Genomic DNA, 20,819 nt, shown 5'->3' on the forward strand with positions numbered 1-20,819 from the left:
GTTTTTAATCATTCAACCAAGCCTCTGCATCTTTTTTCTCCTCTTTAGAAAAGGCTTTGATTTCAAGACCAGGTATTAGGGCTCCCTCTAATTCACTGACATTTTTTATCCAATTTTTATCTGTGAGTACGGCTGCTTTAGAGAATTTCTTTATAAGTCCGAACATTGAAGGAAGCCTTGAAAATTCTATTACAATGGCACCGATTGACGGAATGTGAAAATCAATAACATCGTATAGCATTTTACCGTTTTCTATAATCTTTGATTTCTCTTCTAATTCATCAAGGGCAATTTTCATTTCTTTAGAATCTAATTTGCCACTCAATTCAATATCTATTCTGTTTTTTCCATTCTGAGTTATTTTGAACATGATGATTCCGATTGTTTTTATATTTATATTTAACGTCTCTAATCATCCGCGCGGTTTTTTGCATCGGCTGAATTTACTTGATTAAAAGGCTTTTTTAGCTCATTCTTCTTTCGGCTGCGAAGATATTATACTTTATTCTGAAACCATCTGTTAAAGAATGATAAGGCTGACATGAAGAGCTATAAAAATGATAGAATCACTTAATATGCATAAAAATAAACTCATAACGCTTTCTTCTGATTCCTATCGGGTAGAAAAGAGGCCTTACGGCCTCTTTCCCCCCTCAGAACCGTACGTGACAGTTTCCCGTCATACGGCTCAAGCATTTCAAAGGCAAAGCCTTGCAGGGCCCGCCCGGCTATTATTGTATAATGTCTTTTTAGCAATTTACAGTGATTGCCATACATTATCTTCTTAACAGCCTTTGAGATACGCATTTACAGTCTTTTAACAAATATATTTTCGTATATTTGCTGGTTGGTGCACCAGCTGACCAAATGGTCGCCGTCATTTGCTTTCCAGCCTTTAAAGATTCTCCAAATTCTCTCTCAAGGAAACACCTGTCCGAGTGTGACTGTAAACACACCCGCCGGACGTCAGCTTCCTTTCGGACCAGATAATGTAATCAATCTGACGATTGATATCAATCCGTATCCACCCCATTACAGGATGGCATTCGCTTTTTCCTACATCTTACTCCCGCACCCCCAACAGTGTGCCTTGCGGTTTCACCTGCCTGATACTCCAGGCGAAGATACGGGGTTTCCACGTTCTACGTTATTGCCGATTATGGATGACTTAGATCTGTTCTCTACACCGGCGACGCAACATCTCCGTATGGGCAGTCAGAAGACCCATACCCTGACCGCTCACCTTTTGGTTCAAGCTTAACAGCCTTTTTAGCTTGTTCCTAATCACGGCGCTGCAAACATTTGCTTATGCTGATCATATCATCCGAACCCTGGCCCTCACCCGGATAAGGCTTCCCGGAGGGTGTCTGTCTCACGATTTCCACCCCTTCTGCTTGCGCAGAATTTGGTACTTTGTCGAAAGGGCTTCATACCAACACCGAATGCACCGGTGAAGCATGCCTCCTAGGGTACCGGCAGGAGAATGCCGGGTTTGGTCGAAGCTTGTGAAAGCCCCGCCAAACAGCCAATAACGTAACCTCGTGTCGCACTCTAACGTTTGGGTAACGGGCGGCAAGGGTTTCCAATAAAGTTCATTGAAAGCACATCATTAAAAGTTTTTTCAACCTTTAAAAAGAAGGAGACCCTTGCCGTCCGGTTCACACGCTGGTTAAGTTTCGATCATACGACTACTCTTTGGGAATAAATTTCGTTGCAAAAATGCTTATTAGGCCTCCCAACATGATATAGCCGAGAATCACTTCAATTGTAATTATTATTTCAGATTTGATATCGTTCGGAACAATATCACCAAAACCCAAAGTCGTAAAAGTAACGATGCTATAGTAATAGTAGGTGAATTTTGTAGGTGGCCGGTCATTTGCGATTGTAAACAATTCTGGGAAGTAAGAATACAGTAAGCGGTAATTAAACCCCATCTACTAAGGCCTCCAGATTTCGCTTAATATCTCTTCTCAAAAAGGAGGTGTGTATTGAGCAAATCGTGGAAGAAAATAAACGAAGAAAAGGCAATATTCTGGAAAACACATATCGATCAATGGACTGAATCCCGCCTGTCCCAAATAGAGTACTGCCGCCAGAATGGCCTGAGGCCGAACAGGTTCACCTATTGGAAGATTAAATTCGGTAAACCAAATCAGCCCACAGGACTGGTTCAGGTTCCTGTGCCGACTCACTTTTGTCAAGCAGGGCTAAAACTGAATATAGGCCGGGAACTGCAAGTGGAAATCCCTGACGGTTTTAAGAAAGAAACCCTTGAGCAGGTGCTTTCTGTATTGAAGGCTGTCCAATGATGAATTTTCCGTCAGACACCAAGGTCTATCTATTCTTAGGCGCAACGGATATGCGCAAAGCTATTAACGGATTGTCCGTCATTGTCAGTGAACAGATGCAACTTGACATATTTTCCTCCAACTTGTTTGTATTCTGCAACCGGACGCAGACCATTTTAAAAATTTTATACTGGGATAAAAATGGCTTCTGTATGTGGCAGAAACGTCTTGAAAAAGACCGTTTCAAGTGGCCGAAAACATCTGACGATGTCATGAATATTACCAGTCGAGAGTTGTCCTGGTTAGTTGACGGCCTGAATATAAATCAGGCACATAAACCCTTGAAATATTCCATGATTTATTGATGTTAAAACTATGAAAAAGCCCGTGGTTATGGTATATACAGTCCATGACTAAAGGCAAGGTAAAAGGTAATCGGAATCTGGATGAAGTGAAGAAAATTGCTTGTGATTTGATTGATGAGAATCAAATCCTTAAAGAGCAGGTTAAATCACTTCAGAATATGATCTTTGGTCGCAAATCAGAGAAAACGCCTAAAGATGACGGGCAAATGTCTCTGTTCGATATGCCTGAACCCGAACTTCCTATCCTGGAAAAAGAGGAGGAAGACGTAACGATTGGTGAACATACCCGTAAAAAACGTGGCCGCAAGCCTTTACCCGCCGATCTTCCCCGTATAGATGTTATACATGAACTCAGCGAGGATGAAAGACAGTGCAACTGCGGTTGCCTTAAGGAACGCATCGGCCAGGAAGAGTCAGAACAACTGGACTATATCCCTGCCAAAGTAAGGGTACTTCGAAACATCCGGTATAAATACGCCTGCAAAAATTGTGAAGGTGTGGAAGACGACGGCCCCACCGTGTCAATTGCCAGGATGCCTGAACAGATTATCCCCAAAAGCATTGCTACCCCGGGCCTTCTGGCACATATTCTGACCGCAAAATTTGCAGATGCCCTGCCGTTTTACCGTCAGGAAAAGCAATTTACCAGGATCGGTATTGAACTTGGCCGGTCGACCATGTGTACATGGGCCATGAAAGTCGCTGACGCCTGTGATATTCTAATCGACATGATGCAAAAGGACATACTGGCAAGCCCGATGATTGGTGCTGATGAAACACCTCTTCTGGTCTTAAAGGGCCCCCGGAAATCAAAATCATATATGTGGATTTTTAGAGGTGGTCCGCCTGATATGCCAATTATTCAATTCCAATATCATCCGACACGATCCGGAGATGTTGCCGCATCATTTTTGAATGGATACAAAGGCATTGTTCAGACGGATGGCTATAAAGGATATGATTTTCTGGACAAAATAACAGATATCATTCATGTGGCATGCTGGACTCACGCCCGCAGGGGATTTAAAAATGTAACAAAAGCTGCAGGGAATAAAAAGAGTTCGTCGGGCAATGCCGGCACCGCTTTAAAGTATATCAGTCTGCTTTATAAAATTGAAAAAGAAGCCCGGGTGCAGGAATTAACGCCTGACCAATTATATGCTCGGAGGCAAAAAGAAGCGGTTCCAATTTTAGAAGAGTTCAAGAAATGGCTTGATGCAAGAGTGGAAAAAGTTCCTCCCAAAAGTCTGCTTGGCAAGGCGATCCATTATACTCTCAACCAATGGCACAGGCTCATCCAATACACGACCGACGGAATCATCAGGCCTGATAACAATCTGGTTGAAAATGCCATCCGACCTTTTGTGGTCGGACGAAAGAATTGGCTTTTCTCGGACACCGTTAAGGGTGCCCGGGCCAGTGCACTGATTTACAGCTTGATTGAAACAGCCAAATCAAATGGGCTGGAGCCATATTGGTATCTCAAATATCTGTTTGAACACTTGCCTGAGGCTATGACGGAAGATGATTTTAAGGCGTTGCTTCCATACAATGTCGATAAAAAACAGTTGGCTTGACCTTCCGCCCCCTGAGTGGGGTTAAAACATCGCTTACGTAACGGGCAGCAAGGGTTTCCAATAAAGTTGATCGAAAGCACATCGTTCAAAAGTTTTTTCAATCTTTAAAAAGAAGGAGACCCTTGCTGTCCGGTTCACCCGCCTGTTATGTGATTACAGGTAAATACGTTATATGGTCACTGTAATGTTTCTATTCTCTTTAAGAATTTTCTAAAAGCTGGCCTTGCAGTAGTAGGCCCATCGTGTGAAAATACACCTTCAATATATGATTTTCTTAAATCAATTTTCACGATGACCTTATTGGCATTGATTATTTTGTTTATAAATTCTTTGCCTACTACATAATCCTGTGATGACCAATTCGACGGAGGGATATAGAGCCCGTTACCGACAAAACCAGATGAAGTGTTGATGTCAGTTAAGCTATCAACAGAATTAAAACTAATTATTTCACCATCAACGTTGAAATGAAGAGAAGCGTCTTTGGCAAAGTTATGTGCTCCTTTGACAACGGCTGTCATTATAATATCATCTTTATTCATTTTTGAGTTCTTGAATAATGCCAATTTAATATAAGTGCTGTAAAGCCATGCTGGTTCCATCGAAACTTGTTTTGTTCCATCAAACTGTGATTTGCTTTCAGAAATTGCACCTGGCATTCCGGGCATACCCGTTACGCATGCCGAAATAAAAAGTATAAACAAAAAACAAGAAAATTTTTGAATTATTCCATATGCTTTCATAGGTCTCTCCTTTTTCAGATAACGGTTGGGTAACGGGCGGCAAGGGTTTCCAAAAAAGTTCATCAAAAGCACATCATTTAAAAATTTTTCAATCTTTCAAAAAAAGCAGACCCTTGCCGTCCGGTTCACTCGCTGGTTCGATTTTAATTTCTTTTGCTATGTCGTATGCCACTCTGCCATCAGGAAGCCTTGACTTGATTTTTGCAATCAACGCTTTCCCCTTCTTTTGTATAAAAAATTTCCCAATATAATTAAAATATTGTTCGTCAAGAGGCTTTTGCGTCAGCGAGAGTAACTCTTTTCCAATCCCAGTAAATTTCCATATTGGAATCTGAACTTTAGTTTTTATTTCACCCCGTTTTAGTAATAATAGGTGAGCATCGGAAAAAAGTGCTATTTCAGTAGTTTTTGAATCTTCAAAAGCATTGAAACTAAGATCTGAAGGGTACATAACTCCAAGTTCTCCTAAAAGAAACTGATGCATGGGGAATATTTGTCGATTATCTTTCAACCACGTTTTATTGTGAACGATTACGACCCATGTATCACCAGGAATTTGAATCGCCAACTTAGCTACCTGTTCAAAAGTATGTGCTTCTTTTTTTGTAAGATTTTTGATAAATTCGAGAGTACGAAGAGAATATGAGCCAGGTTTCTTTATTTCACCTGATAGGATACGCCCCCAAAGCTCTTGCATTTCATCTGAGCTAATGTCTTGGGCACAGTTAAAAAAACGTGTAATCCAATCTTCTTCTGGTGGCTCATTTGGAACATCAGTCTCATGGGCAAGCTCATTTGCAGCTGTGGCAGTAATTTTTTCAATATTTTCCTGCTTTTTCCTTTCTTGATAATCAATGCGATTTGAACAGCGATCAGTAAGGTCTACTTGAGATAAAATAAGAGTACTGTCTTCCGGTTTTTGCCACATTTCAACTGGACCGTTTTTATAAACAACAGGTAAATTTTGCTTTTCTGCTATTCCTTTGAGAGTTTCAGATAACTTATTAGCTTCATAGGCATGAGCATCAGCATCTCGTTTGATTAAGTAAGGTCGAAAAACAGCTCCAATTCCTGATGATACTACCTCAATTAATCTTGTCAGTGGTTTGGTAAGCGATGTTTTAACCCCACTCAGGGGGCGGAAGGTCAAGCCAACTGTTTTTTATCGACATTGTATGGAAGCAACGCCTTAAAATCATCTTCCGTCATAGCCTCAGGCAAGTGTTCAAACAGATATTTGAGATACCAATATGGCTCCAGCCCATTTGATTTGGCTGTTTCAATCAAGCTGTAAATCAGTGCACTGGCCCGGGCACCCTTAACGGTGTCCGAGAAAAGCCAATTCTTTCGTCCGACCACAAAAGGTCGGATGGCATTTTCAACCAGATTGTTATCAGGCCTGATGATTCCGTCGGTCGTGTATTGGATGAGCCTGTGCCATTGGTTGAGAGTATAATGGATCGCCTTGCCAAGCAGACTTTTGGGAGGAACTTTTTCCACTCTTGCATCAAGCCATTTCTTGAACTCTTCTAAAATTGGAACCGCTTCTTTTTGCCTCCGAGCATATAATTGGTCAGGCGTTAATTCCTGCACCCGGGCTTCTTTTTCAATTTTATAAAGCAGACTGATATACTTTAAAGCGGTGCCGGCATTGCCCGACGAACTCTTTTTATTCCCTGCAGCTTTTGTTACATTTTTAAATCCCCTGCGGGCGTGAGTCCAGCATGCCACATGAATGATATCTGTTATTTTGTCCAGAAAATCATATCCTTTATAGCCATCCGTCTGAACAATGCCTTTGTATCCATTCAAAAATGATGCGGCAACATCTCCGGATCGTGTCGGATGATATTGGAATTGAATAATTGGCATATCAGGCGGACCACCTCTAAAAATCCACATATATGATTTTGATTTCCGGGGGCCCTTTAAGACCAGAAGAGGTGTTTCATCAGCACCAATCATCGGGCTTGCCAGTATGTCCTTTTGCATCATGTCGATTAGAATATCACAGGCGTCAGCGACTTTCATGGCCCATGTACACATGGTCGACCGGCCAAGTTCAATACCGATCCTGGTAAATTGCTTTTCCTGACGGTAAAACGGCAGGGCATCTGCAAATTTTGCGGTCAGAATATGTGCCAGAAGGCCCGGGGTAGCAATGCTTTTGGGGATAATCTGTTCAGGCATCCTGGCAATTGACACGGTGGGGCCGTCGTCTTCCACACCTTCACAATTTTTGCAGGCGTATTTATACCGGATGTTTCGAAGTACCCTTACTTTGGCAGGGATATAGTCCAGTTGTTCTGACTCTTCCTGGCCGATGCGTTCCTTAAGGCAACCGCAGTTGCACTGTCTTTCATCCTCGCTGAGTTCATGTATAACATCTATACGGGGAAGATCGGCGGGTAAAGGCTTGCGGCCACGTTTTTTACGGGTATGTTCACCAATCGTTACGTCTTCCTCCTCTTTTTCCAGGATAGGAAGTTCGGGTTCAGGCATATCGAACAGAGACATTTGCCCGTCATCTTTAGGCGTTTTCTCTGATTTGCGACCAAAGATCATATTCTGAAGTGATTTAACCTGCTCTTTAAGGATTTGATTCTCATCAATCAAATCACAAGCAATTTTCTTCACTTCATCCAGATTCCGATTACCTTTTACCTTGCCTTTAGTCATGGACTGTATATACCATAACCACGGGCTTTTTCATAGTTTTAACATCAATAAATCATGGAATATTTCAAGGGTTTATGTGCCTGATTTATATTCAGGCCGTCAACTAACCAGGACAACTCTCGACTGGTAATATTCATGACATCGTCAGATGTTTTCGGCCACTTGAAACGGTCTTTTTCAAGACGTTTCTGCCACATACAGAAGCCATTTTTATCCCAGTATAAAATTTTTAAAATGGTCTGCGTCCGGTTGCAGAATACAAACAAGTTGGAGGAAAATATGTCAAGTTGCATCTGTTCACTGACAATGACGGACAATCCGTTAATAGCTTTGCGCATATCCGTTGCGCCTAAGAATAGATAGACCTTGGTGTCTGACGGAAAATTCATCATTGGACAGCCTTCAATACAGAAAGCACCTGCTCAAGGGTTTCTTTCTTAAAACCGTCAGGGATTTCCACTTGCAGTTCCCGGCCTATATTCAGTTTTAGCCCTGCTTGACAAAAGTGAGTCGGCACAGGAACCTGAACCAGTCCTGTGGGCTGATTTGGTTTACCGAATTTAATCTTCCAATAGGTGAACCTGTTCGGCCTCAGGCCATTCTGGCGGCAGTACTCTATTTGGGACAGGCGGGATTCAGTCCATTGATCGATATGTGTTTTCCAGAATATTGCCTTTTCTTCGTTTATTTTCTTCCACGATTTGCTCAATACACACCTCCTTTTTGAGAAGAGATATTAAGCGAAATCTGGAGGCCTTAGTAGATGGGGTTTAATTACCGCTTACCTTGTCAGTGGTTTGCTAAGACCAGTAAGATCACTAATTTCCATTTTTTACCTCATCGAACGCTTGGGTAACGGGCAGCAAGGGTTTCCAAAAAAGTCGATTGAAAGCACATCATTTAAAAGTTTTTCAATCTTTAAAAAGAAGGAGACCCTTGCTGTCCGGTTCACCCGCCTGTTACATTCTCTTGGATAAACGACCTTAAATGCTATAATTGTTGTCAAGCAATTAAAAATTTAACCTCAATTTTTATAGTTTTGATTTTGTTTCAAATTCTTTATTTAATTGATCTAATAGCTGATCTGTTTCTTGGCATCCAAGAAGCTCTTTGATAAGTTCTTTGATATAAATTTTGGTCTTTGCAACAGCCTTATCTTTTTTAATATCTGTGTGCTTGATCAGAAGTGTAATGGCTTTTTCTATAAAAATACGGGTTTTTTGATTTGAATCTCGATATTTATTGGCATCGAAAGGAATTCCCATGAAACTTCCTATTATAAAAGAACCACTTAGGTCTCTAAAAGGAAATAGGGAAATAAAATCTGCGTCCTTTAAAATTAGGTTAGAATATGTTTTTTGAACACACCGGTCTGTATGCTTTTCGATGAATTCGTTCACTTTGGAGTCGATTCCAATGAATGGCAAGCCAAATTCCTTTTCCATAGCAAGAGCATGCTGATAACCTGTGCCAATAACTGTATTCCCTTCGGTGTGCAGCATTTTACCAACTGTTATGTACCCCCTACACATAATTCCATGACACAATAAATTGTATGATATTGCATTACATTCTTTGAGTAAGGCGATAACGCCAGCCGGGGATTTTTCACTGGACAATATCACACAGTCTGAAACTTGGGTTTTTTGAAAGTCTAAATTGTCATTAACTTTCTTGCTATCTGGACAAATAGTGTGCTCATAGTTGTTAGTTCCAGCCGCCGTTTTTGAAGTAGTAAAAGCCTTAATATAAGATAATAAATCGTTTAAGGTAACACCTAAATTCTTCTCGGATCTTTCTACTAAATTTTTCCAACCGAGAATATCCACGAAGCCTATAATTTTGTCCTTGTATTGTGCCATATTAAATAGTGTCCATTAGTTTTGTTCAACCAGTTTGAATAGTCTGCATTGAAATGTAACGTTGGGGTAACGGGCAGCAAGGGTTGCCAAAAAAGTTAATTAAAAGCACATCATTCAAAAGTTTTTTCAACCTTTAAAAAGAATGAGACCCTTGCTGTCCGGTTCACCCGCTGGTTGTGTGCCGGGCACGGCACACGTCTTAAGGGTGAGCCTGCATCTTCCTTTATGGAAGTCAAGGCAAGTCCCAAGCCCAGCCAGATGGAGGCGAAGGGCATAGTGTTATCACAACGGGGTCCCGGTGACGGTACTCCGGAAGGCAGTGGCTTCGCCGAGGCGGAGTGGCACAAAAGTACGGGGTGACGTACAGAAATCGAGTTAGGCGTGCATTTGCGGGACGAGCCTGCAACACAAGGTAAAGTCCTCTATCCATTATAGGCAATGTCCGTATACTCGGCACCCACGTATTGAAAGACGTGTGTTTTACCCCGGGAGATCTTCCATGCTGCCCTGGGATGCCGCGTGCGGCAGAAATTGGCTGAGGGCAGGGTAACCTGCTCCGACCGCATGGAAGAAGTCAGCAGAGGGCATAGTAGCCGCAGGAAAACGAGCCGTGAATTCCACGGAGGACTCACCCCGGTGAAGGCCCGAACGGTGCCCGGACCGAATGGTACGGGTAAATGATAGAGACAAATAGGAGGTGTATACTTATGGACATATTGCCACAGCAGATGGAAATGTTCACAGCGTTACAGATCACCGAAAGTCCGACAGAAAGTTCCCGACTCATGGAATTTATCCTTGAAAGGGGAAACATGTTCAGAGCATTAAAAAGGGTCCGTAGCAACAAAGGGGCACCTGGAATCGACAACATGACCGTTGATCAACTACCGGGTTACCTCAGACGCCACTGGCCCAAAGTTAAGGGAAAGTTGCTGCAGGGAAACTACAAGCCATTACCGGTGAAAAGGAAAGAAATTCCTAAACCCGATGGCGGAGTAAGACTGCTCGGCATTCCAACAGTTTTGGATCGTTTGATCCAGCAAGCCGTCAGCGAGATATTGCAGCAAATATGGGACCCGCATTTTTCTGAGTCCAGTCATGGATTCAGACCTGGAAGATCCCAGCATGATGCCATACTCCAAGGCAAAGTTTATCTGCTCTCAGGATATACACACTCTGTTAATATGGATCTTTCCAAATTTTTCGACAGAGTGAACCATGACCGCCTCATGAGCCGTCTGGCTGAAAGAATAAAGGATAAGCGGGTTCTCAAGCTTATCCGAAGTTACTTAACAGCCGGTGTCATGATCGACGGGGTGGTTGTATCTGCCGCTGAAGGAACTCCTCAAGGCGGCCCTCTTTCACCAGTGATTTCAAATATCGTTTTGGATGAACTGGATAAAGAGTTGGAGAAAAGAGGGCATAAATTTGTCAGATACGCTGATGACTTTGTCATATATCTCAAGAGCAAGAAAGCGGCCGAACGTGTTATGAAAAGTGTTAAACGTTTTATAACCGTAAAGCTCAGGCTCAAGGTCAATGAAGAGAAAAGCAAGGTCAGCCGACCATGGCTGGACAAATTTCTCGGCTACACATTTATCAGTATGTGCGGCAAGACCAAGATCCGCATACACCGGAAAACAATCGAGCGCTTCAAAGAAAGGGTTCGAGAATTAACAAACCGGAACTGTGGTCTAAGTCTTCCCCAGATCATTGATAAATTGAATATGTACATCAGGGGATGGTGGAATTATTACTGTCTCACCGAAGCAAGACACATATTCAAGTCCTTGAACGGCTGGATTATCCGCCGCTTGAGATGTGTTGTATGGAAACAGTGGAAAAATCCCGGAACGAAAATCCGGAACCTGCTTAAACGAGGCATACCGTTTCAATATGCCGTCACTTGCGGAAATTCCCGCAAGAAACACTGGCGCATGAGCAGGGTTAAATGGGTTGTCATGGCTCTGCCAAACAAATATTTCCTTTCTCTTGGATTATTTCTGCCCGGGAACTAATCTGCCTGATCAGCCGAACCGCCGGATACGCGATCCGTATGTCCGGTGGTGTGGGAGGGCTCCTCAGTGATGGGGGGTCCTATCCCGATGGGAGACCGAGGGTTCTAATTTTTACAAAGGTCAATGTGCATATATGCACAGGATGTTTGCTGATTTAAGCCAGGACTTACTGTAAAATAAGCTTCTTCAGGGAAAACTTTTTTTTGAACCTTACATACCAGAAAAATTATCCAGCAAATTTATCTGGAACCGTTGATAAAAAAATCGGTAAGCAGGGTAGGGAACTATCGGTCAGCTTTTTGAGGAATAACTCCGCTAAATTAACTACAAAATCAATGGTCTCAGTTTAGTGCCTTACTCCTGAATTCCTGTCATAAAAAACAAGCAAAATTTTTGACAAGTCTGAAGATGGGCTTGCAATATAAATTTTTGAACTTTTTGTTATCGGTAGTTTTTTTCATTTTTGGGTTGCGGGCATCGCCCGCTTTGGTGATTATACATATTCCACAAACGGTAAAAAATAATTTCAACGATCATACTGGCTGGTAGGTATCTCAACGTTTGGGTAACGGGCGGCAAGGGTTTCCAAAAAAGTTGATTGAAAGCACATCATTCAAAAGTTTTTTTAACCTTTAAAAAGAATGAGACCCTTGGCGTCCGGTTCACCCGCTGGTTGGGAGACCGAGGGTTCTAATTTTTTACAAAGGTCAATGTGCCTATATATCAGATGATTGCTGTTTCAAGCCGGAACGTCCTGTAAAATAAGCCTTTTTGGGAAAACTTAATTTTTGAGGCTTGCAGGCTGTAGAACTTTTACTGCAAATTTATCTGAAACTGTTGACTAAAGATTGGTGAAGCAGGGTAGGGAACTATCGGTCAATTCTTTGAGGAATAACTCCGCTAAATTCATTACAAAATCAATGGTCTCAGTTTAGTGCCAATGCCGTTTCCTTAACAGAATTTTACCCTCGCTTGCTGCTAATATTTTCAGAAATGACGGGGGATATTCTGTCTGGTAAATTCATCATTTGAGCTTAAGGAAACGGCATTGAGTTTAGTGCTTATACACATTCCTCAAACGGTAAAAAACAATTTCAACGATCATACTGGCTGGTAGGTAATCGGGTAGGAAAGAGGCCTTACGGCCTCTTTCCCCCCTCAGAACCGTACGTGACAGTTTCCCGTCATACGGCTCAAGCATTTCTAAGGCAAAGCCTTGCAGGGCCGCCCGGCTATTATTGTATAATGTCTTTTTAGCAATTTACAGTGATTGCCATACATTATCTTCTTAACAGCCTTTGAGATACGCATTTACAGTCTTTTAACAAATATCTTTTCGTATATTTGCTGGTTGGTGCACCAGCTGACCAAACGGTCGCCGTCATTTGCTTTCCAGCCTTTAAAGATTCTCCAAATTCTCTCTCAAAGAAACACCTGTCCGAGCGTGACTGTAAACACACCCGCCGGACGTCAGCTTCCTTTCGGACCGGATAATGTAATCAATCTGACGATTGATATCAATCCGTATCCACCCCATTACAGGATGGCATTCGCTTTTTCCTACATCTTACTCCCGCACCCCCAACAGTGTGCCTTGCGGTTTCACCTGCCTGATACTTCAGGCGAAGATACGAGATTTCCACGTTCCACGTTATTGCCAATTATGGATGACTTAGATCTGTTCTCTACACCGGCGGCGCAACATCTCCGTATGGGCAGTCAGAAGACCCATACCCTGGCCGCTCACCTTTTGGTTCAAGCTTAACAGCCTTTTTAGCTTGTTCCTAATCACGGCGCTGCAAACATTTGCTTATGCTGATCATATCATCCGAACCCTGGCCCTCACCCGGATAAGGCTTCCCGGAGGGTGTCTGTCTCACGATTTCCACCCCTTCTGCTTGCGCAGAATTTGGTACTTTGTCGAAAGGGCTTCATACCAACACCGAATGCACCGGTGAAGCATGCCTCCTAGGGTACCGGCAGGAGAATGCCGGGTTTGGTCGAAGCTTGTAAAAGCCCCGCCAAACAGCCAATAACGTAACATCGTGTCGCACTCTCAACGGTTGAGTTCAGGGGCCACCGACCGCAGGGAGGGAACAAGGTTCCACTAAATTTTGTTAAGAGCAGCACTGTTCCAAAGTTGTTACAGAATTTGGAAAAAGCCGCCCCTTGTGGTCCGCTGGAATGATTGGTTCTGTGTGATTTTAGATAAACTACTTAAGCAGGGATTGCCAGTGGCTCTATTCCAGAAAGATCAACACTTTGCTTAGCCTGCCAAAGATCATAGCTGTCTTGCATGAGAAGCCAACTTTCAGGAGTACGACCTAAGCATTTAGATAAGCGTAGGGCCATTGCTGGACTGATTGCACTTTGCCCTTTTATAAGCCTTGAAAAGGTTGAAGGTGAGACCTTAAGCAGTAAAGCAACGCTACGGGGCGATACACTTAAAGGCTCTAAATAAACTTCTTTAATGAATTCCCCAGGATGGGGTGGGTTATACATAGCCATTAGTGATAATCCTCATAATCTACTATATAGGCATTACCATCTTTAAATTCAAAAACGATACGCCAGTTTTTGTTTACATCAATCGCCCATAATCCTTGACGATCACCTTTTAAACCATGGAGCCGCCAACCGGGAGTATTCATATCTTCTATACATGTCGCAGTATCAAGTGCAATTAGTCGAATTCTGAGCTTTTGTTTGTGACTGGGTTGAATACCTGACAACTTACCAGTTTCAAAGAACTTACGTAGCCCTTTGTGTTTAAATGTTTTTATCATGAGTTAATTATACAGCATGATGCGCAATACGCAACATTATTTTTTTTATTTGAGGTTTTTACTCTTGCACTAAACACAGAACAGCGTCAATAAGTGGAAAATTTCCATAATATTGATAGTAATAGCTATTAAAATTTTCCACTTATCACGATACTGAGCTATGACAAATGGAAAATCATGCCCTTTTAAAATACTTAACTGCTCTTTTTCAACTTATCGTGCTATTATCAGCCACATCATGGAAAATAAATCAATAAGTTGTTGAACGGTTACGGATATCCTTTATAGTTGAATGATATCCGACCGAAACCATTAACCCCGACTCTTTACCACTCCTTAACCTACCTGTAAATAGGTAAAAACCCCTAGTTTTTCATTTATGACTCAATGCAAGGCAGACAATGGAAACAGAAGCCTGAATTAAAGTGACGGTTACGTTTCCTAAAGCTGATGCGATTGTTAGCCTGGCTCCGTAATGCATACCATGGGTCAAAGCCAGTAACATGCTTGGACCCGGTATGATTGAGGCAACAAATACGGTCATTGAAAACAGCAGTATGAAATTGATGGACATATTATTAACTCCCATTCATGGTGATAATTCTTTTGATCCATTTATACACAAGAAATCACATGGGCCACATATCCTTTTTCAGATGGAGGAAGTAACTTATATCATGTGCCCAATATTTTCTGTTTAAAGATAAAGAAAACAGCTCCCAAAATGCAAAGGCCGGCCCATAAGAAATCCAGTCGCATCTCTTCTTTCATGAACAGAACCGAAAAAGGGACAAAAATTGAAAGGGTTATTACCTCCTGAAGGATTTTAAGTTGACCCAGGCTCATTACCTGATATCCAACCCTGTTCGCCGGGACCTGCAATAAGTATTCGAAAAGAGCGATTCCCCAGCTGGCTAAAACAGCAATAATCCAAGACTTGGTTGAAAGATTTTTCAAATGCCCATACCATGCAAAAGTCATAAATATGTTGCTGCAGCACAGCAACCCTGCCGAAATAAAAAATGTTCGCATTCTGCTATTTCCCTTTACACAAGTAAATGATATCCGGCTATAAATATTAGCCGAATTTCTTTATCACTACTCAGACCGCCTGTAAATATGGAAAAAACACTATTTTTTATTTTTCTATTATACTTTCTCTTTAAAGCAACGCAACTTCAATCATATCAACAAACAAACCATAACAACTAAGGGTTTTCCCCAATTGACAATTACTCGTTTCAATTATATGCCATAAATGTTTTGCGAAATAAATCAGTAATGTTCATATTTAAGCAGAGGTCATATGGATCAACAGAAACTCAAAAACGTCCTAAAGCAGGCCTTGATAGAACAGCAGACGCCACCGGTCAAAAAACCAAAGAGAACACCGGTTTTTATCGTGATCATCATTTGTCTGGTCTTATTTGGCGTGCAGTACAGCACCACACTATTTTCATCTGATTCCGCCACCGGGCCATACGGGAAAATAATTTTACCTTCGACCGGATCCGTAACCGGAAAAGACGTCAATGTCACAGGAGAAACAAAAAACCTTGAATCGGGTCAATATGTCTGGCTGGCAGTTGACAAACCGGGCCTTGGCCTGTGCTGGCCCAAGACCCCCAGGATAAAAGCCAACACCAGATTTAAAACAACCATTTATGAAGGTGGCCCAAAAGAGCCTTATACTTTGTCTTTATATGCTGTCACCAAAATCGTAAATGACCAGTGGCAGGAATGGCTTGAAAAGGAAATGCACGGCGGGGTTCCAATGCCGCCGGATAAAAGACGGCTGGATTCGGTCAGACTTGTGCTGGGGGAGATGGTTACTGCGACAAAAAATTGGTAAGGTTTAATGGAAACGACATGATAAACATAGAAAGAACCATTAAAAAGACAGGTAACTACGGCTTGACAGGCTCCAGTTTTATTTTCAGGCGGCACCCGACCGCTTTAGCGTATCTGCGTAATGTCGCAATAGATGGGGAATGTTTTTTGCTGCCTCCCCCTGCTTCAATTCTAGCGACTGCAGGGGCTTTTGTGTTCATTGCCCTTGCCACATCTTCCTGGGTCATATTGGCTTTTGCCCTTGCTTTCAGCAGCTCATCAAGGAGCGTGAATTCTTCCTCAAGCGCCTCATATTCTGCCATGAATGCAGGATCTTCTTTCCATTTTTTTATCATGTTATCATGGGTGGTCATTTTTTACCTCCTTAAGCCTTTGTCTTGCGATATCAATCTCTTTTCGAGGCGTTTTATTGGATTTCTTAATAAATTCATGAAGAATCACTATTTCATATCCCACAATTGTACAGAAAAAAGCCCGGCCAATTCCTTCTTTCCCTTTGGCACGTATTTCAAACAATCCCTGTCCCATGGGCCGAGTAAACGGCATACCAAGGTTAGGTCCATATATTTTCATTTTTTCTGTTGTTCTTGCATAAAACGCCCTGATCCCAAGCGGTCATTGATCAATAGCGCCTCTTACTTTTTCATTGTAGTATGTAATTTTCCATTTCACACTTATAAACTTAACAAATATGTTAAGTTTGATCAAGGCCTAATTAATAACCGAAAAGGAAACAATGAAAAATGAGCGTCCACAAAACAAAAACCGGGAATTACTTCTGCAAATACCGGATCACGGACGAAACCGGCAGAAGAAAAGAAAAACGGGACTATTTCGGAAAGGGACTTGAAGGAGAGAAACTTGCCATTGAAAGGGATGAAGAACTCAAACAAACGGGTGCCATCTCGGAATACAAAACCGATCCCAAAAACCATGTGACCATAATTTTTTCAGATCTTGCCGAACAATACCTGGCATCCAAGGCAAATGATCTCCCGGAAACAAGTATCAAAAACATGCTGTATAAATTCAAAGGTAGGATTCTTCCCGAACTTGGCCACCTGGCATACAACCAGATCACCCACCACCGGCTGGACCTGTATGTAAAGAAACGGTTGAAAACACCTGTTGTAAAAAGAATGGGCAAAGATGGACAAAAGATTGTCCCGGTGAAGCACCCGGACGGTTCCATGAAAATGACCAGCAAAACAACCGTTCACCGGGAATTGTCGGATATTATCGCCATACTCAACTGGGCTGTTTCCCGTAAATACATCCCCCAGAATCATGCTGCCGGATACCGGAAGCCCAAAAGGGATGATCAAATCATAAGGCCCCCAAGTCCCGGAGAAGTTAAAAAAATTATAAAACATGGCGAAGCACACTTAAAAAGAGCCCTCCTGATAAATTATTATACCGGGTTGAGGCCGGGGAACGCAGAACTGTATAATTTGCAGTGGTATGACATTGACTGGGACAATCTCACTCTCCTGGTCAGGTCTGCAAAAAAGGGCGGGCCGGTTAAACGATCCGTGGCCATACACCCTGCCCTGTTGAAACAATTAAAAATCTGGAAAAAGGAAGATGAGAACAACACCCATCCATACATTATATATTGGAAGGACAAACCGGTGAAACGGATCAGCTCATCTTTCAATACCGCCAAAAGAAAAGCCGGGATTACAAGACGGCTTCGGCCCTATGATTTCCGGCATGCAGCCATCACCCAGATGATCATCAAAGGGGATCTTAAGGCGGCATCGGAAATTGCCGGTCATAGCAATATTGAAATGACCATCAAGCAGTATGAACATATAACATCAGAGATAAAACGACAGACGGTTGAGGTTATTGAGGAGATTGATATTTAATTTTTTAGGAAAAAAAAATGCCGATTAAAGACCTTCATGATGAAAAACCATTTGATTCCGCCACTATAACAAAACTTGAAATCTTTGAAAATTATTTAACAGAATGGCTTCCCACTTTCATTTACAGTAAAAATAATAACGAATTAAACATTTGTGATTTTTTTGCTGGGCCTGGTGAAGACATAATGGGAATGCCTGGAAGCCCACTGAGAATTCTTGAAGTTCTTAAAAAATTTGAAACAGATATAAAACAGCAAAAAATCAAGATAAACTTAATCTTGAATGAACAAAAAAAATGGAAACATGACGTTTTAATAAAAAATATTATGGATAAAACGACATCTTTCAATAATGAATTTCAAAAGCGTATCAAAATTCATTTTTTTAAAGAAGATTTTCAAAATCTCTTTCCACGAATTAAAAATAATATCATCAATGGACCCAATTTATTGTTTTTTGATCAAAATGGAGTAAAACATATAACTCTCAACTTAATAAACGAATTGGAATCCTTTCATCAAACCGACTACCTATTTTTTATTTCTTCTGCATTTTTTAAACGGTTTACCTTTGAAAATATTTTTCCAGATTTAAAATTCAATAAGGATGACGTAAAAAGCAAAGATATTCACAGAACCATTGTTGAACAATTTCGGACGCTGCTTCCACAAGACAGCAAAACTCGTTTATACCATTTCAGTATAAAAAAGAATAAGAACATACATGGCCTTGTTTTTGGATCAAAACATTTATTGGCGGTCCAAAAATTTTTGACCGTCGCATGGAACAAAAACAAAATTAATGGAGAAGCAAACTTTGATATAGATGAAGACCTCGACAAACAATTAGATTTGTTTTCAAGAAAACCTAAGATTACAAAACTACAAAAATTTGAACATAATCTAAATTTATTTATAAAAGAAAAAAAAGTGTTTACCAATCAAGATATTTTTCATTATACTTTGGAAAAAGGTTTCACACCAAAACATGCGACTGCTGTATTGAAAAAATTAAAAAATTCAAATCACATAGAACACTTTTCATATGCAAAAATTGGTTATAACCAAATTTATAAATATAATGAAATAATCACATTCAGGTATATAAAATGAGCTTTTCAAAAATAGAATGGACAGAAGCAACTTGGAATCCGTTAACAGGATGCACAAAGATAAGCACCGGTTGCAAACATTGTTACGCCGAAAAAATGGCTAAAAGGCTTCAAGCAATGAAGTCCCCCAACTATACTAATGGTTTTGAACTCACTTGCCATCCACATGCGCTGGATATACCATTTTCCTGGAAAAAACCTAAAATGGTATTTGTGAACTCCATGAGTGATCTTTTTCATGAAGATGTTCCTGAATCCTTTATTAAAAAGGTATTCAATATTATGAACATTGCATCTCAGCACCAATATCAAGTACTAACAAAACGTTCAGAAATATTATTAAAAATGAACCCAGCACTTAGATGGAATAACAATATCTGGATGGGAGTCAGTGTTGAAACATCTTATTATAAATATAGAATAGATCATTTAAGACAAACAGATGCCAAAGTAAAATTCATTTCCTTTGAACCTTTACTTCATGATATTGGTGACGTGGATTTAAGTGGAATTGACTGGGTAATAGTTGGTGGAGAATCCGGACCAGGAGCAAGACCTATTAAAAAAGAATGGGTCACTAATATTCAACAGCAGTGTCTTGATAAAAATATTTCATTCTTTTTCAAACAATGGGGTGGAGTAAATAAAAAGAAAAATGGACGGCTTCTGGATGGGAAACTCTGGAGCCAGATGCCAAAACTAAAGCTACCAATACCAGCTTTAGTTCCTGCTTGATTGAGAGGCTTGTCACCACCTTATCACCATCTTGTCACCAATATTGGTGACAAGCCTTTAAAGCCCAAAACCCTTTATTGACAAGCGATTCGAGTTGAAATATCCGTTCGGGACGCTGGGGCCGGAGGTTCGAATCCTCTCATCCCGACCAGCACCAATCAAGGGTTTTCAAAGTTTCCATTTCAAGACATCTTAATTTTATTCTGCACATTGTTTTTAATATAAACTATTTAATAAAAAATCAAAAATACAGATTAAAATATTTGGGCATCCAATTCGGTTAGTTACAAATCGAATTATTATATAACTGCCACGGGCAGACTTGGTCTTTCATCCCTTTTTGCCCACAACAAAGATTTAAAGTCTCTGTATGAATTTTTTAAGACTTTACTATAAAAACTTTATTAAACTAATATGCATCAAACAAAAAGAAAAAAACTCCAAATCAAGTCATATAAAAAAAAACATATCAACCGAATACTAATCATGATCTATTTGATAAAATAGCCGGCAACCCGCCATTTGCCATCCGTATCAATCATGACGGTAACGGATTCAACACTTTTTGCTTTATTGGCAAATTTAGAGACATAGCGCAAAATCAAGTATTGACCATCAGGCATCCCAGGCAGAGATGCGGTTAACTGATCATGGAACAGATCCCTTGAAATCAAATTCCCCAAAGGGTCTCTGACCTTTGTAACGATTTTTTCCCACTTATGGGCGGAAACAGAGGATTTGAAAATCCGGGCCGCAGTTTCCCAGCTTTCAAAATAATTCTTGTTATCGACAAGAGCCATCCAATTTTGGGCTGAAATGATTCCATCTTCATTTTCAGCATCATCCCCCTTGGTTCCCTGGGCGAATCCAACTTTGAAAAAGACCAGACTGATCAAAATGCTCAAGACGATTAAATTTCTTTTCTTCATC

The 20,819-nt window shown here is 41.0% G+C and carries 24 protein-coding genes; 8 read left to right on the forward strand and 16 right to left on the reverse strand.

Annotated elements, in window-relative coordinates:
- Positions 1 to 4: 4 nt before the first annotated feature.
- Complete coding sequence (locus TOL2_RS16525) at positions 5 to 370, reverse strand: SpoIIAA family protein (RefSeq protein ID WP_014958447.1); 366 nt, start codon at positions 368 to 370, stop codon at positions 5 to 7.
- Positions 371 to 1,688: 1,318 nt separating this feature from the next.
- Positions 1,689 to 1,937 (reverse strand): ion channel, encoded by a 249-nt coding sequence (locus tag TOL2_RS26095; RefSeq protein WP_041279584.1) that lies wholly within the window; start codon positions 1,935 to 1,937, stop codon positions 1,689 to 1,691.
- Between the two features lie 54 nt (positions 1,938 to 1,991).
- Between TOL2_RS26095 and tnpA (TOL2_RS16540) the strand changes: the two genes are divergently transcribed.
- Genes tnpA (TOL2_RS16540) through tnpC (TOL2_RS16550) form a run of 3 tightly spaced genes read left to right on the forward strand, consistent with a single transcriptional unit; the run spans position 1,992 to position 4,233 of the window.
- Positions 1,992 to 2,312: an IS66 family insertion sequence element accessory protein TnpA gene (tnpA, locus tag TOL2_RS16540; RefSeq protein ID WP_014956142.1), complete on the forward strand. Its 321-nt coding sequence runs from the start codon at positions 1,992 to 1,994 to the stop codon at positions 2,310 to 2,312.
- Positions 2,309 to 2,656 (forward strand): IS66 family insertion sequence element accessory protein TnpB, encoded by a 348-nt coding sequence (tnpB, locus tag TOL2_RS16545; RefSeq protein WP_014956143.1) that lies wholly within the window; start codon positions 2,309 to 2,311, stop codon positions 2,654 to 2,656. The genes tnpA (TOL2_RS16540) and tnpB (TOL2_RS16545) overlap by 4 nt, the downstream gene beginning before the upstream one ends.
- A gap of 44 nt (positions 2,657 to 2,700) precedes the next feature.
- Positions 2,701 to 4,233 carry an IS66 family transposase gene (gene tnpC, locus TOL2_RS16550; protein ID WP_014956144.1) on the forward strand — a complete coding sequence of 511 codons (1,533 nt, stop codon included), beginning with the start codon at positions 2,701 to 2,703 and terminating at the stop codon, positions 4,231 to 4,233.
- Between the two features lie 176 nt (positions 4,234 to 4,409).
- Here the strand turns inward: tnpC (TOL2_RS16550) and TOL2_RS16555 are convergent, their stop codons facing one another.
- From TOL2_RS16555 to TOL2_RS25005, 7 genes are all read right to left on the reverse strand, one after another.
- Positions 4,410 to 4,976 carry a hypothetical protein gene (locus tag TOL2_RS16555; RefSeq protein ID WP_041279585.1) on the reverse strand — a complete coding sequence of 189 codons (567 nt, stop codon included), beginning with the start codon at positions 4,974 to 4,976 and terminating at the stop codon, positions 4,410 to 4,412.
- 88 nt (positions 4,977 to 5,064) lie between these two features.
- Positions 5,065 to 6,126, reverse strand: a complete 1,062-nt coding sequence (locus TOL2_RS16560; protein WP_014958450.1) for a DUF2806 domain-containing protein — start codon at positions 6,124 to 6,126, stop codon at positions 5,065 to 5,067.
- Complete coding sequence (tnpC, locus tag TOL2_RS16565) at positions 6,123 to 7,655, reverse strand: IS66 family transposase (protein ID WP_014956144.1); 1,533 nt, start codon at positions 7,653 to 7,655, stop codon at positions 6,123 to 6,125. The genes TOL2_RS16560 and tnpC (TOL2_RS16565) overlap by 4 nt, the downstream gene beginning before the upstream one ends.
- Positions 7,656 to 7,699: 44 nt before the next feature.
- Entirely contained in the window at positions 7,700 to 8,047 is a 348-nt protein-coding gene (tnpB, locus tag TOL2_RS16570) for an IS66 family insertion sequence element accessory protein TnpB (RefSeq protein WP_014956143.1), read from the reverse strand.
- Positions 8,044 to 8,364: an IS66 family insertion sequence element accessory protein TnpA gene (gene tnpA, locus TOL2_RS16575; protein ID WP_014956142.1), complete on the reverse strand. Its 321-nt coding sequence runs from the start codon at positions 8,362 to 8,364 to the stop codon at positions 8,044 to 8,046. The genes tnpB (TOL2_RS16570) and tnpA (TOL2_RS16575) overlap by 4 nt, the downstream gene beginning before the upstream one ends.
- Positions 8,365 to 8,686: 322 nt before the next feature.
- Positions 8,687 to 9,517, reverse strand: coding sequence for a hypothetical protein (locus TOL2_RS16580; RefSeq protein ID WP_014958451.1), 831 nt, complete (start codon positions 9,515 to 9,517; stop codon positions 8,687 to 8,689).
- Between the two features lie 110 nt (positions 9,518 to 9,627).
- A complete protein-coding gene (locus tag TOL2_RS25005) occupies positions 9,628 to 9,792 on the reverse strand; it encodes a hypothetical protein (protein WP_158406101.1) in 165 nt (54 codons plus the stop codon).
- Positions 9,793 to 10,194: 402 nt separating this feature from the next.
- Between TOL2_RS25005 and ltrA the strand changes: the two genes are divergently transcribed.
- On the forward strand, positions 10,195 to 11,535 hold the full coding sequence (gene ltrA, locus TOL2_RS16585; protein WP_014958452.1) for a group II intron reverse transcriptase/maturase: 1,341 nt from the start codon (positions 10,195 to 10,197) through the stop codon (positions 11,533 to 11,535).
- A 2,217-nt stretch (positions 11,536 to 13,752) separates the two neighbouring features.
- On the opposite strand, the gene TOL2_RS16590 is transcribed toward ltrA, so the two are convergent.
- The 4 genes from TOL2_RS16590 to TOL2_RS16605 all read right to left on the reverse strand — a co-directional run bounded on the left by TOL2_RS16590 (position 13,753) and on the right by TOL2_RS16605 (position 15,353).
- Positions 13,753 to 14,043 carry a HigA family addiction module antitoxin gene (locus TOL2_RS16590; protein WP_041279586.1) on the reverse strand — a complete coding sequence of 97 codons (291 nt, stop codon included), beginning with the start codon at positions 14,041 to 14,043 and terminating at the stop codon, positions 13,753 to 13,755.
- The gene (locus tag TOL2_RS16595; RefSeq protein ID WP_041279587.1) at positions 14,043 to 14,321 is read right to left on the reverse strand and encodes a type II toxin-antitoxin system RelE/ParE family toxin; all 279 of its coding nucleotides are present in this window, start codon (positions 14,319 to 14,321) and stop codon (positions 14,043 to 14,045) included. The genes TOL2_RS16590 and TOL2_RS16595 overlap by 1 nt, the downstream gene beginning before the upstream one ends.
- A 373-nt stretch (positions 14,322 to 14,694) precedes the next feature.
- Complete coding sequence (locus tag TOL2_RS16600) at positions 14,695 to 14,895, reverse strand: hypothetical protein (RefSeq protein ID WP_014958455.1); 201 nt, start codon at positions 14,893 to 14,895, stop codon at positions 14,695 to 14,697.
- 101 nt (positions 14,896 to 14,996) lie between these two features.
- Entirely contained in the window at positions 14,997 to 15,353 is a 357-nt protein-coding gene (locus TOL2_RS16605) for a DMT family protein (protein WP_041279588.1), read from the reverse strand.
- Between the two features lie 274 nt (positions 15,354 to 15,627).
- Between TOL2_RS16605 and TOL2_RS16610 the strand changes: the two genes are divergently transcribed.
- Positions 15,628 to 16,173, forward strand: coding sequence for a hypothetical protein (locus TOL2_RS16610; protein ID WP_014958456.1), 546 nt, complete (start codon positions 15,628 to 15,630; stop codon positions 16,171 to 16,173).
- Between the two features lie 55 nt (positions 16,174 to 16,228).
- Here the strand turns inward: TOL2_RS16610 and TOL2_RS16615 are convergent, their stop codons facing one another.
- Positions 16,229 to 16,525, reverse strand: coding sequence for a helix-turn-helix domain-containing protein (locus TOL2_RS16615; RefSeq protein WP_014958457.1), 297 nt, complete (start codon positions 16,523 to 16,525; stop codon positions 16,229 to 16,231).
- A complete protein-coding gene (locus tag TOL2_RS16620; protein ID WP_269764205.1) occupies positions 16,512 to 16,778 on the reverse strand; it encodes a type II toxin-antitoxin system RelE/ParE family toxin in 267 nt (88 codons plus the stop codon). Before TOL2_RS16620 ends, TOL2_RS16615 begins: the two co-directional genes overlap by 14 nt.
- Before the next feature lie 137 nt (positions 16,779 to 16,915).
- Here TOL2_RS16620 and TOL2_RS16625 point away from each other — a divergent pair, with 137 nt between their 5' ends.
- The 3 genes from TOL2_RS16625 to TOL2_RS16635 are packed head-to-tail and all read left to right on the forward strand — an operon-like array spanning position 16,916 to position 19,889.
- The gene (locus tag TOL2_RS16625; protein ID WP_014958459.1) at positions 16,916 to 18,043 is read left to right on the forward strand and encodes a tyrosine-type recombinase/integrase; all 1,128 of its coding nucleotides are present in this window, start codon (positions 16,916 to 16,918) and stop codon (positions 18,041 to 18,043) included.
- 17 nt (positions 18,044 to 18,060) lie between these two features.
- Positions 18,061 to 19,155, forward strand: coding sequence for a three-Cys-motif partner protein TcmP (gene tcmP / locus TOL2_RS16630; protein ID WP_014958460.1), 1,095 nt, complete (start codon positions 18,061 to 18,063; stop codon positions 19,153 to 19,155).
- The gene (locus TOL2_RS16635; protein WP_014958461.1) at positions 19,152 to 19,889 is read left to right on the forward strand and encodes a DUF5131 family protein; all 738 of its coding nucleotides are present in this window, start codon (positions 19,152 to 19,154) and stop codon (positions 19,887 to 19,889) included. The genes tcmP and TOL2_RS16635 overlap by 4 nt, the downstream gene beginning before the upstream one ends.
- 491 nt (positions 19,890 to 20,380) lie before the next feature.
- Here TOL2_RS16635 and TOL2_RS16640 read toward each other — a convergent pair whose 3' ends face one another.
- Positions 20,381 to 20,818, reverse strand: a complete 438-nt coding sequence (locus TOL2_RS16640; protein WP_014958462.1) for a DUF4019 domain-containing protein — start codon at positions 20,816 to 20,818, stop codon at positions 20,381 to 20,383.
- Position 20,819: the final 1 nt, after the last annotated feature.

Source organism: Desulfobacula toluolica Tol2, from assembly GCF_000307105.1.
In the GTDB taxonomy this organism is placed as follows: domain Bacteria; phylum Desulfobacterota; class Desulfobacteria; order Desulfobacterales; family Desulfobacteraceae; genus Desulfobacula; species Desulfobacula toluolica.

Excerpts from the sequence above, each read along its gene's own strand:
- TOL2_RS16525 (WP_014958447.1), bottom strand. The coding sequence starts at position 370 with ATGTTCAAAATAACTCAGAATGGAAAAAACAGAATAGATATTGAATTG.
- TOL2_RS26095 (WP_041279584.1), bottom strand. The coding sequence starts at position 1,937 with ATGGGGTTTAATTACCGCTTACTGTATTCTTACTTCCCAGAATTGTTT.
- tnpB (WP_014956143.1), top strand. The coding sequence starts at position 2,309 with ATGATGAATTTTCCGTCAGACACCAAGGTCTATCTATTCTTAGGCGCA.
- tnpC (WP_014956144.1), top strand. The coding sequence starts at position 2,701 with ATGACTAAAGGCAAGGTAAAAGGTAATCGGAATCTGGATGAAGTGAAG.
- TOL2_RS16555 (WP_041279585.1), bottom strand. The coding sequence starts at position 4,976 with ATGAAAGCATATGGAATAATTCAAAAATTTTCTTGTTTTTTGTTTATA.
- tnpC (WP_014956144.1), bottom strand. The coding sequence starts at position 7,655 with ATGACTAAAGGCAAGGTAAAAGGTAATCGGAATCTGGATGAAGTGAAG.
- tnpB (WP_014956143.1), bottom strand. The coding sequence starts at position 8,047 with ATGATGAATTTTCCGTCAGACACCAAGGTCTATCTATTCTTAGGCGCA.
- TOL2_RS16580 (WP_014958451.1), bottom strand. The coding sequence starts at position 9,517 with ATGGCACAATACAAGGACAAAATTATAGGCTTCGTGGATATTCTCGGT.
- TOL2_RS25005 (WP_158406101.1), bottom strand. The coding sequence starts at position 9,792 with ATGCCCTTCGCCTCCATCTGGCTGGGCTTGGGACTTGCCTTGACTTCC.
- ltrA (WP_014958452.1), top strand. The coding sequence starts at position 10,195 with ATGATAGAGACAAATAGGAGGTGTATACTTATGGACATATTGCCACAG.
- TOL2_RS16590 (WP_041279586.1), bottom strand. The coding sequence starts at position 14,043 with ATGGCTATGTATAACCCACCCCATCCTGGGGAATTCATTAAAGAAGTT.
- TOL2_RS16595 (WP_041279587.1), bottom strand. The coding sequence starts at position 14,321 with ATGATAAAAACATTTAAACACAAAGGGCTACGTAAGTTCTTTGAAACT.
- TOL2_RS16600 (WP_014958455.1), bottom strand. The coding sequence starts at position 14,895 with ATGTCCATCAATTTCATACTGCTGTTTTCAATGACCGTATTTGTTGCC.
- TOL2_RS16605 (WP_041279588.1), bottom strand. The coding sequence starts at position 15,353 with ATGCGAACATTTTTTATTTCGGCAGGGTTGCTGTGCTGCAGCAACATA.
- TOL2_RS16610 (WP_014958456.1), top strand. The coding sequence starts at position 15,628 with ATGGATCAACAGAAACTCAAAAACGTCCTAAAGCAGGCCTTGATAGAA.
- TOL2_RS16615 (WP_014958457.1), bottom strand. The coding sequence starts at position 16,525 with ATGACCACCCATGATAACATGATAAAAAAATGGAAAGAAGATCCTGCA.
- TOL2_RS16625 (WP_014958459.1), top strand. The coding sequence starts at position 16,916 with ATGAGCGTCCACAAAACAAAAACCGGGAATTACTTCTGCAAATACCGG.
- tcmP (WP_014958460.1), top strand. The coding sequence starts at position 18,061 with ATGCCGATTAAAGACCTTCATGATGAAAAACCATTTGATTCCGCCACT.
- TOL2_RS16635 (WP_014958461.1), top strand. The coding sequence starts at position 19,152 with ATGAGCTTTTCAAAAATAGAATGGACAGAAGCAACTTGGAATCCGTTA.
- TOL2_RS16640 (WP_014958462.1), bottom strand. The coding sequence starts at position 20,818 with ATGAAGAAAAGAAATTTAATCGTCTTGAGCATTTTGATCAGTCTGGTC.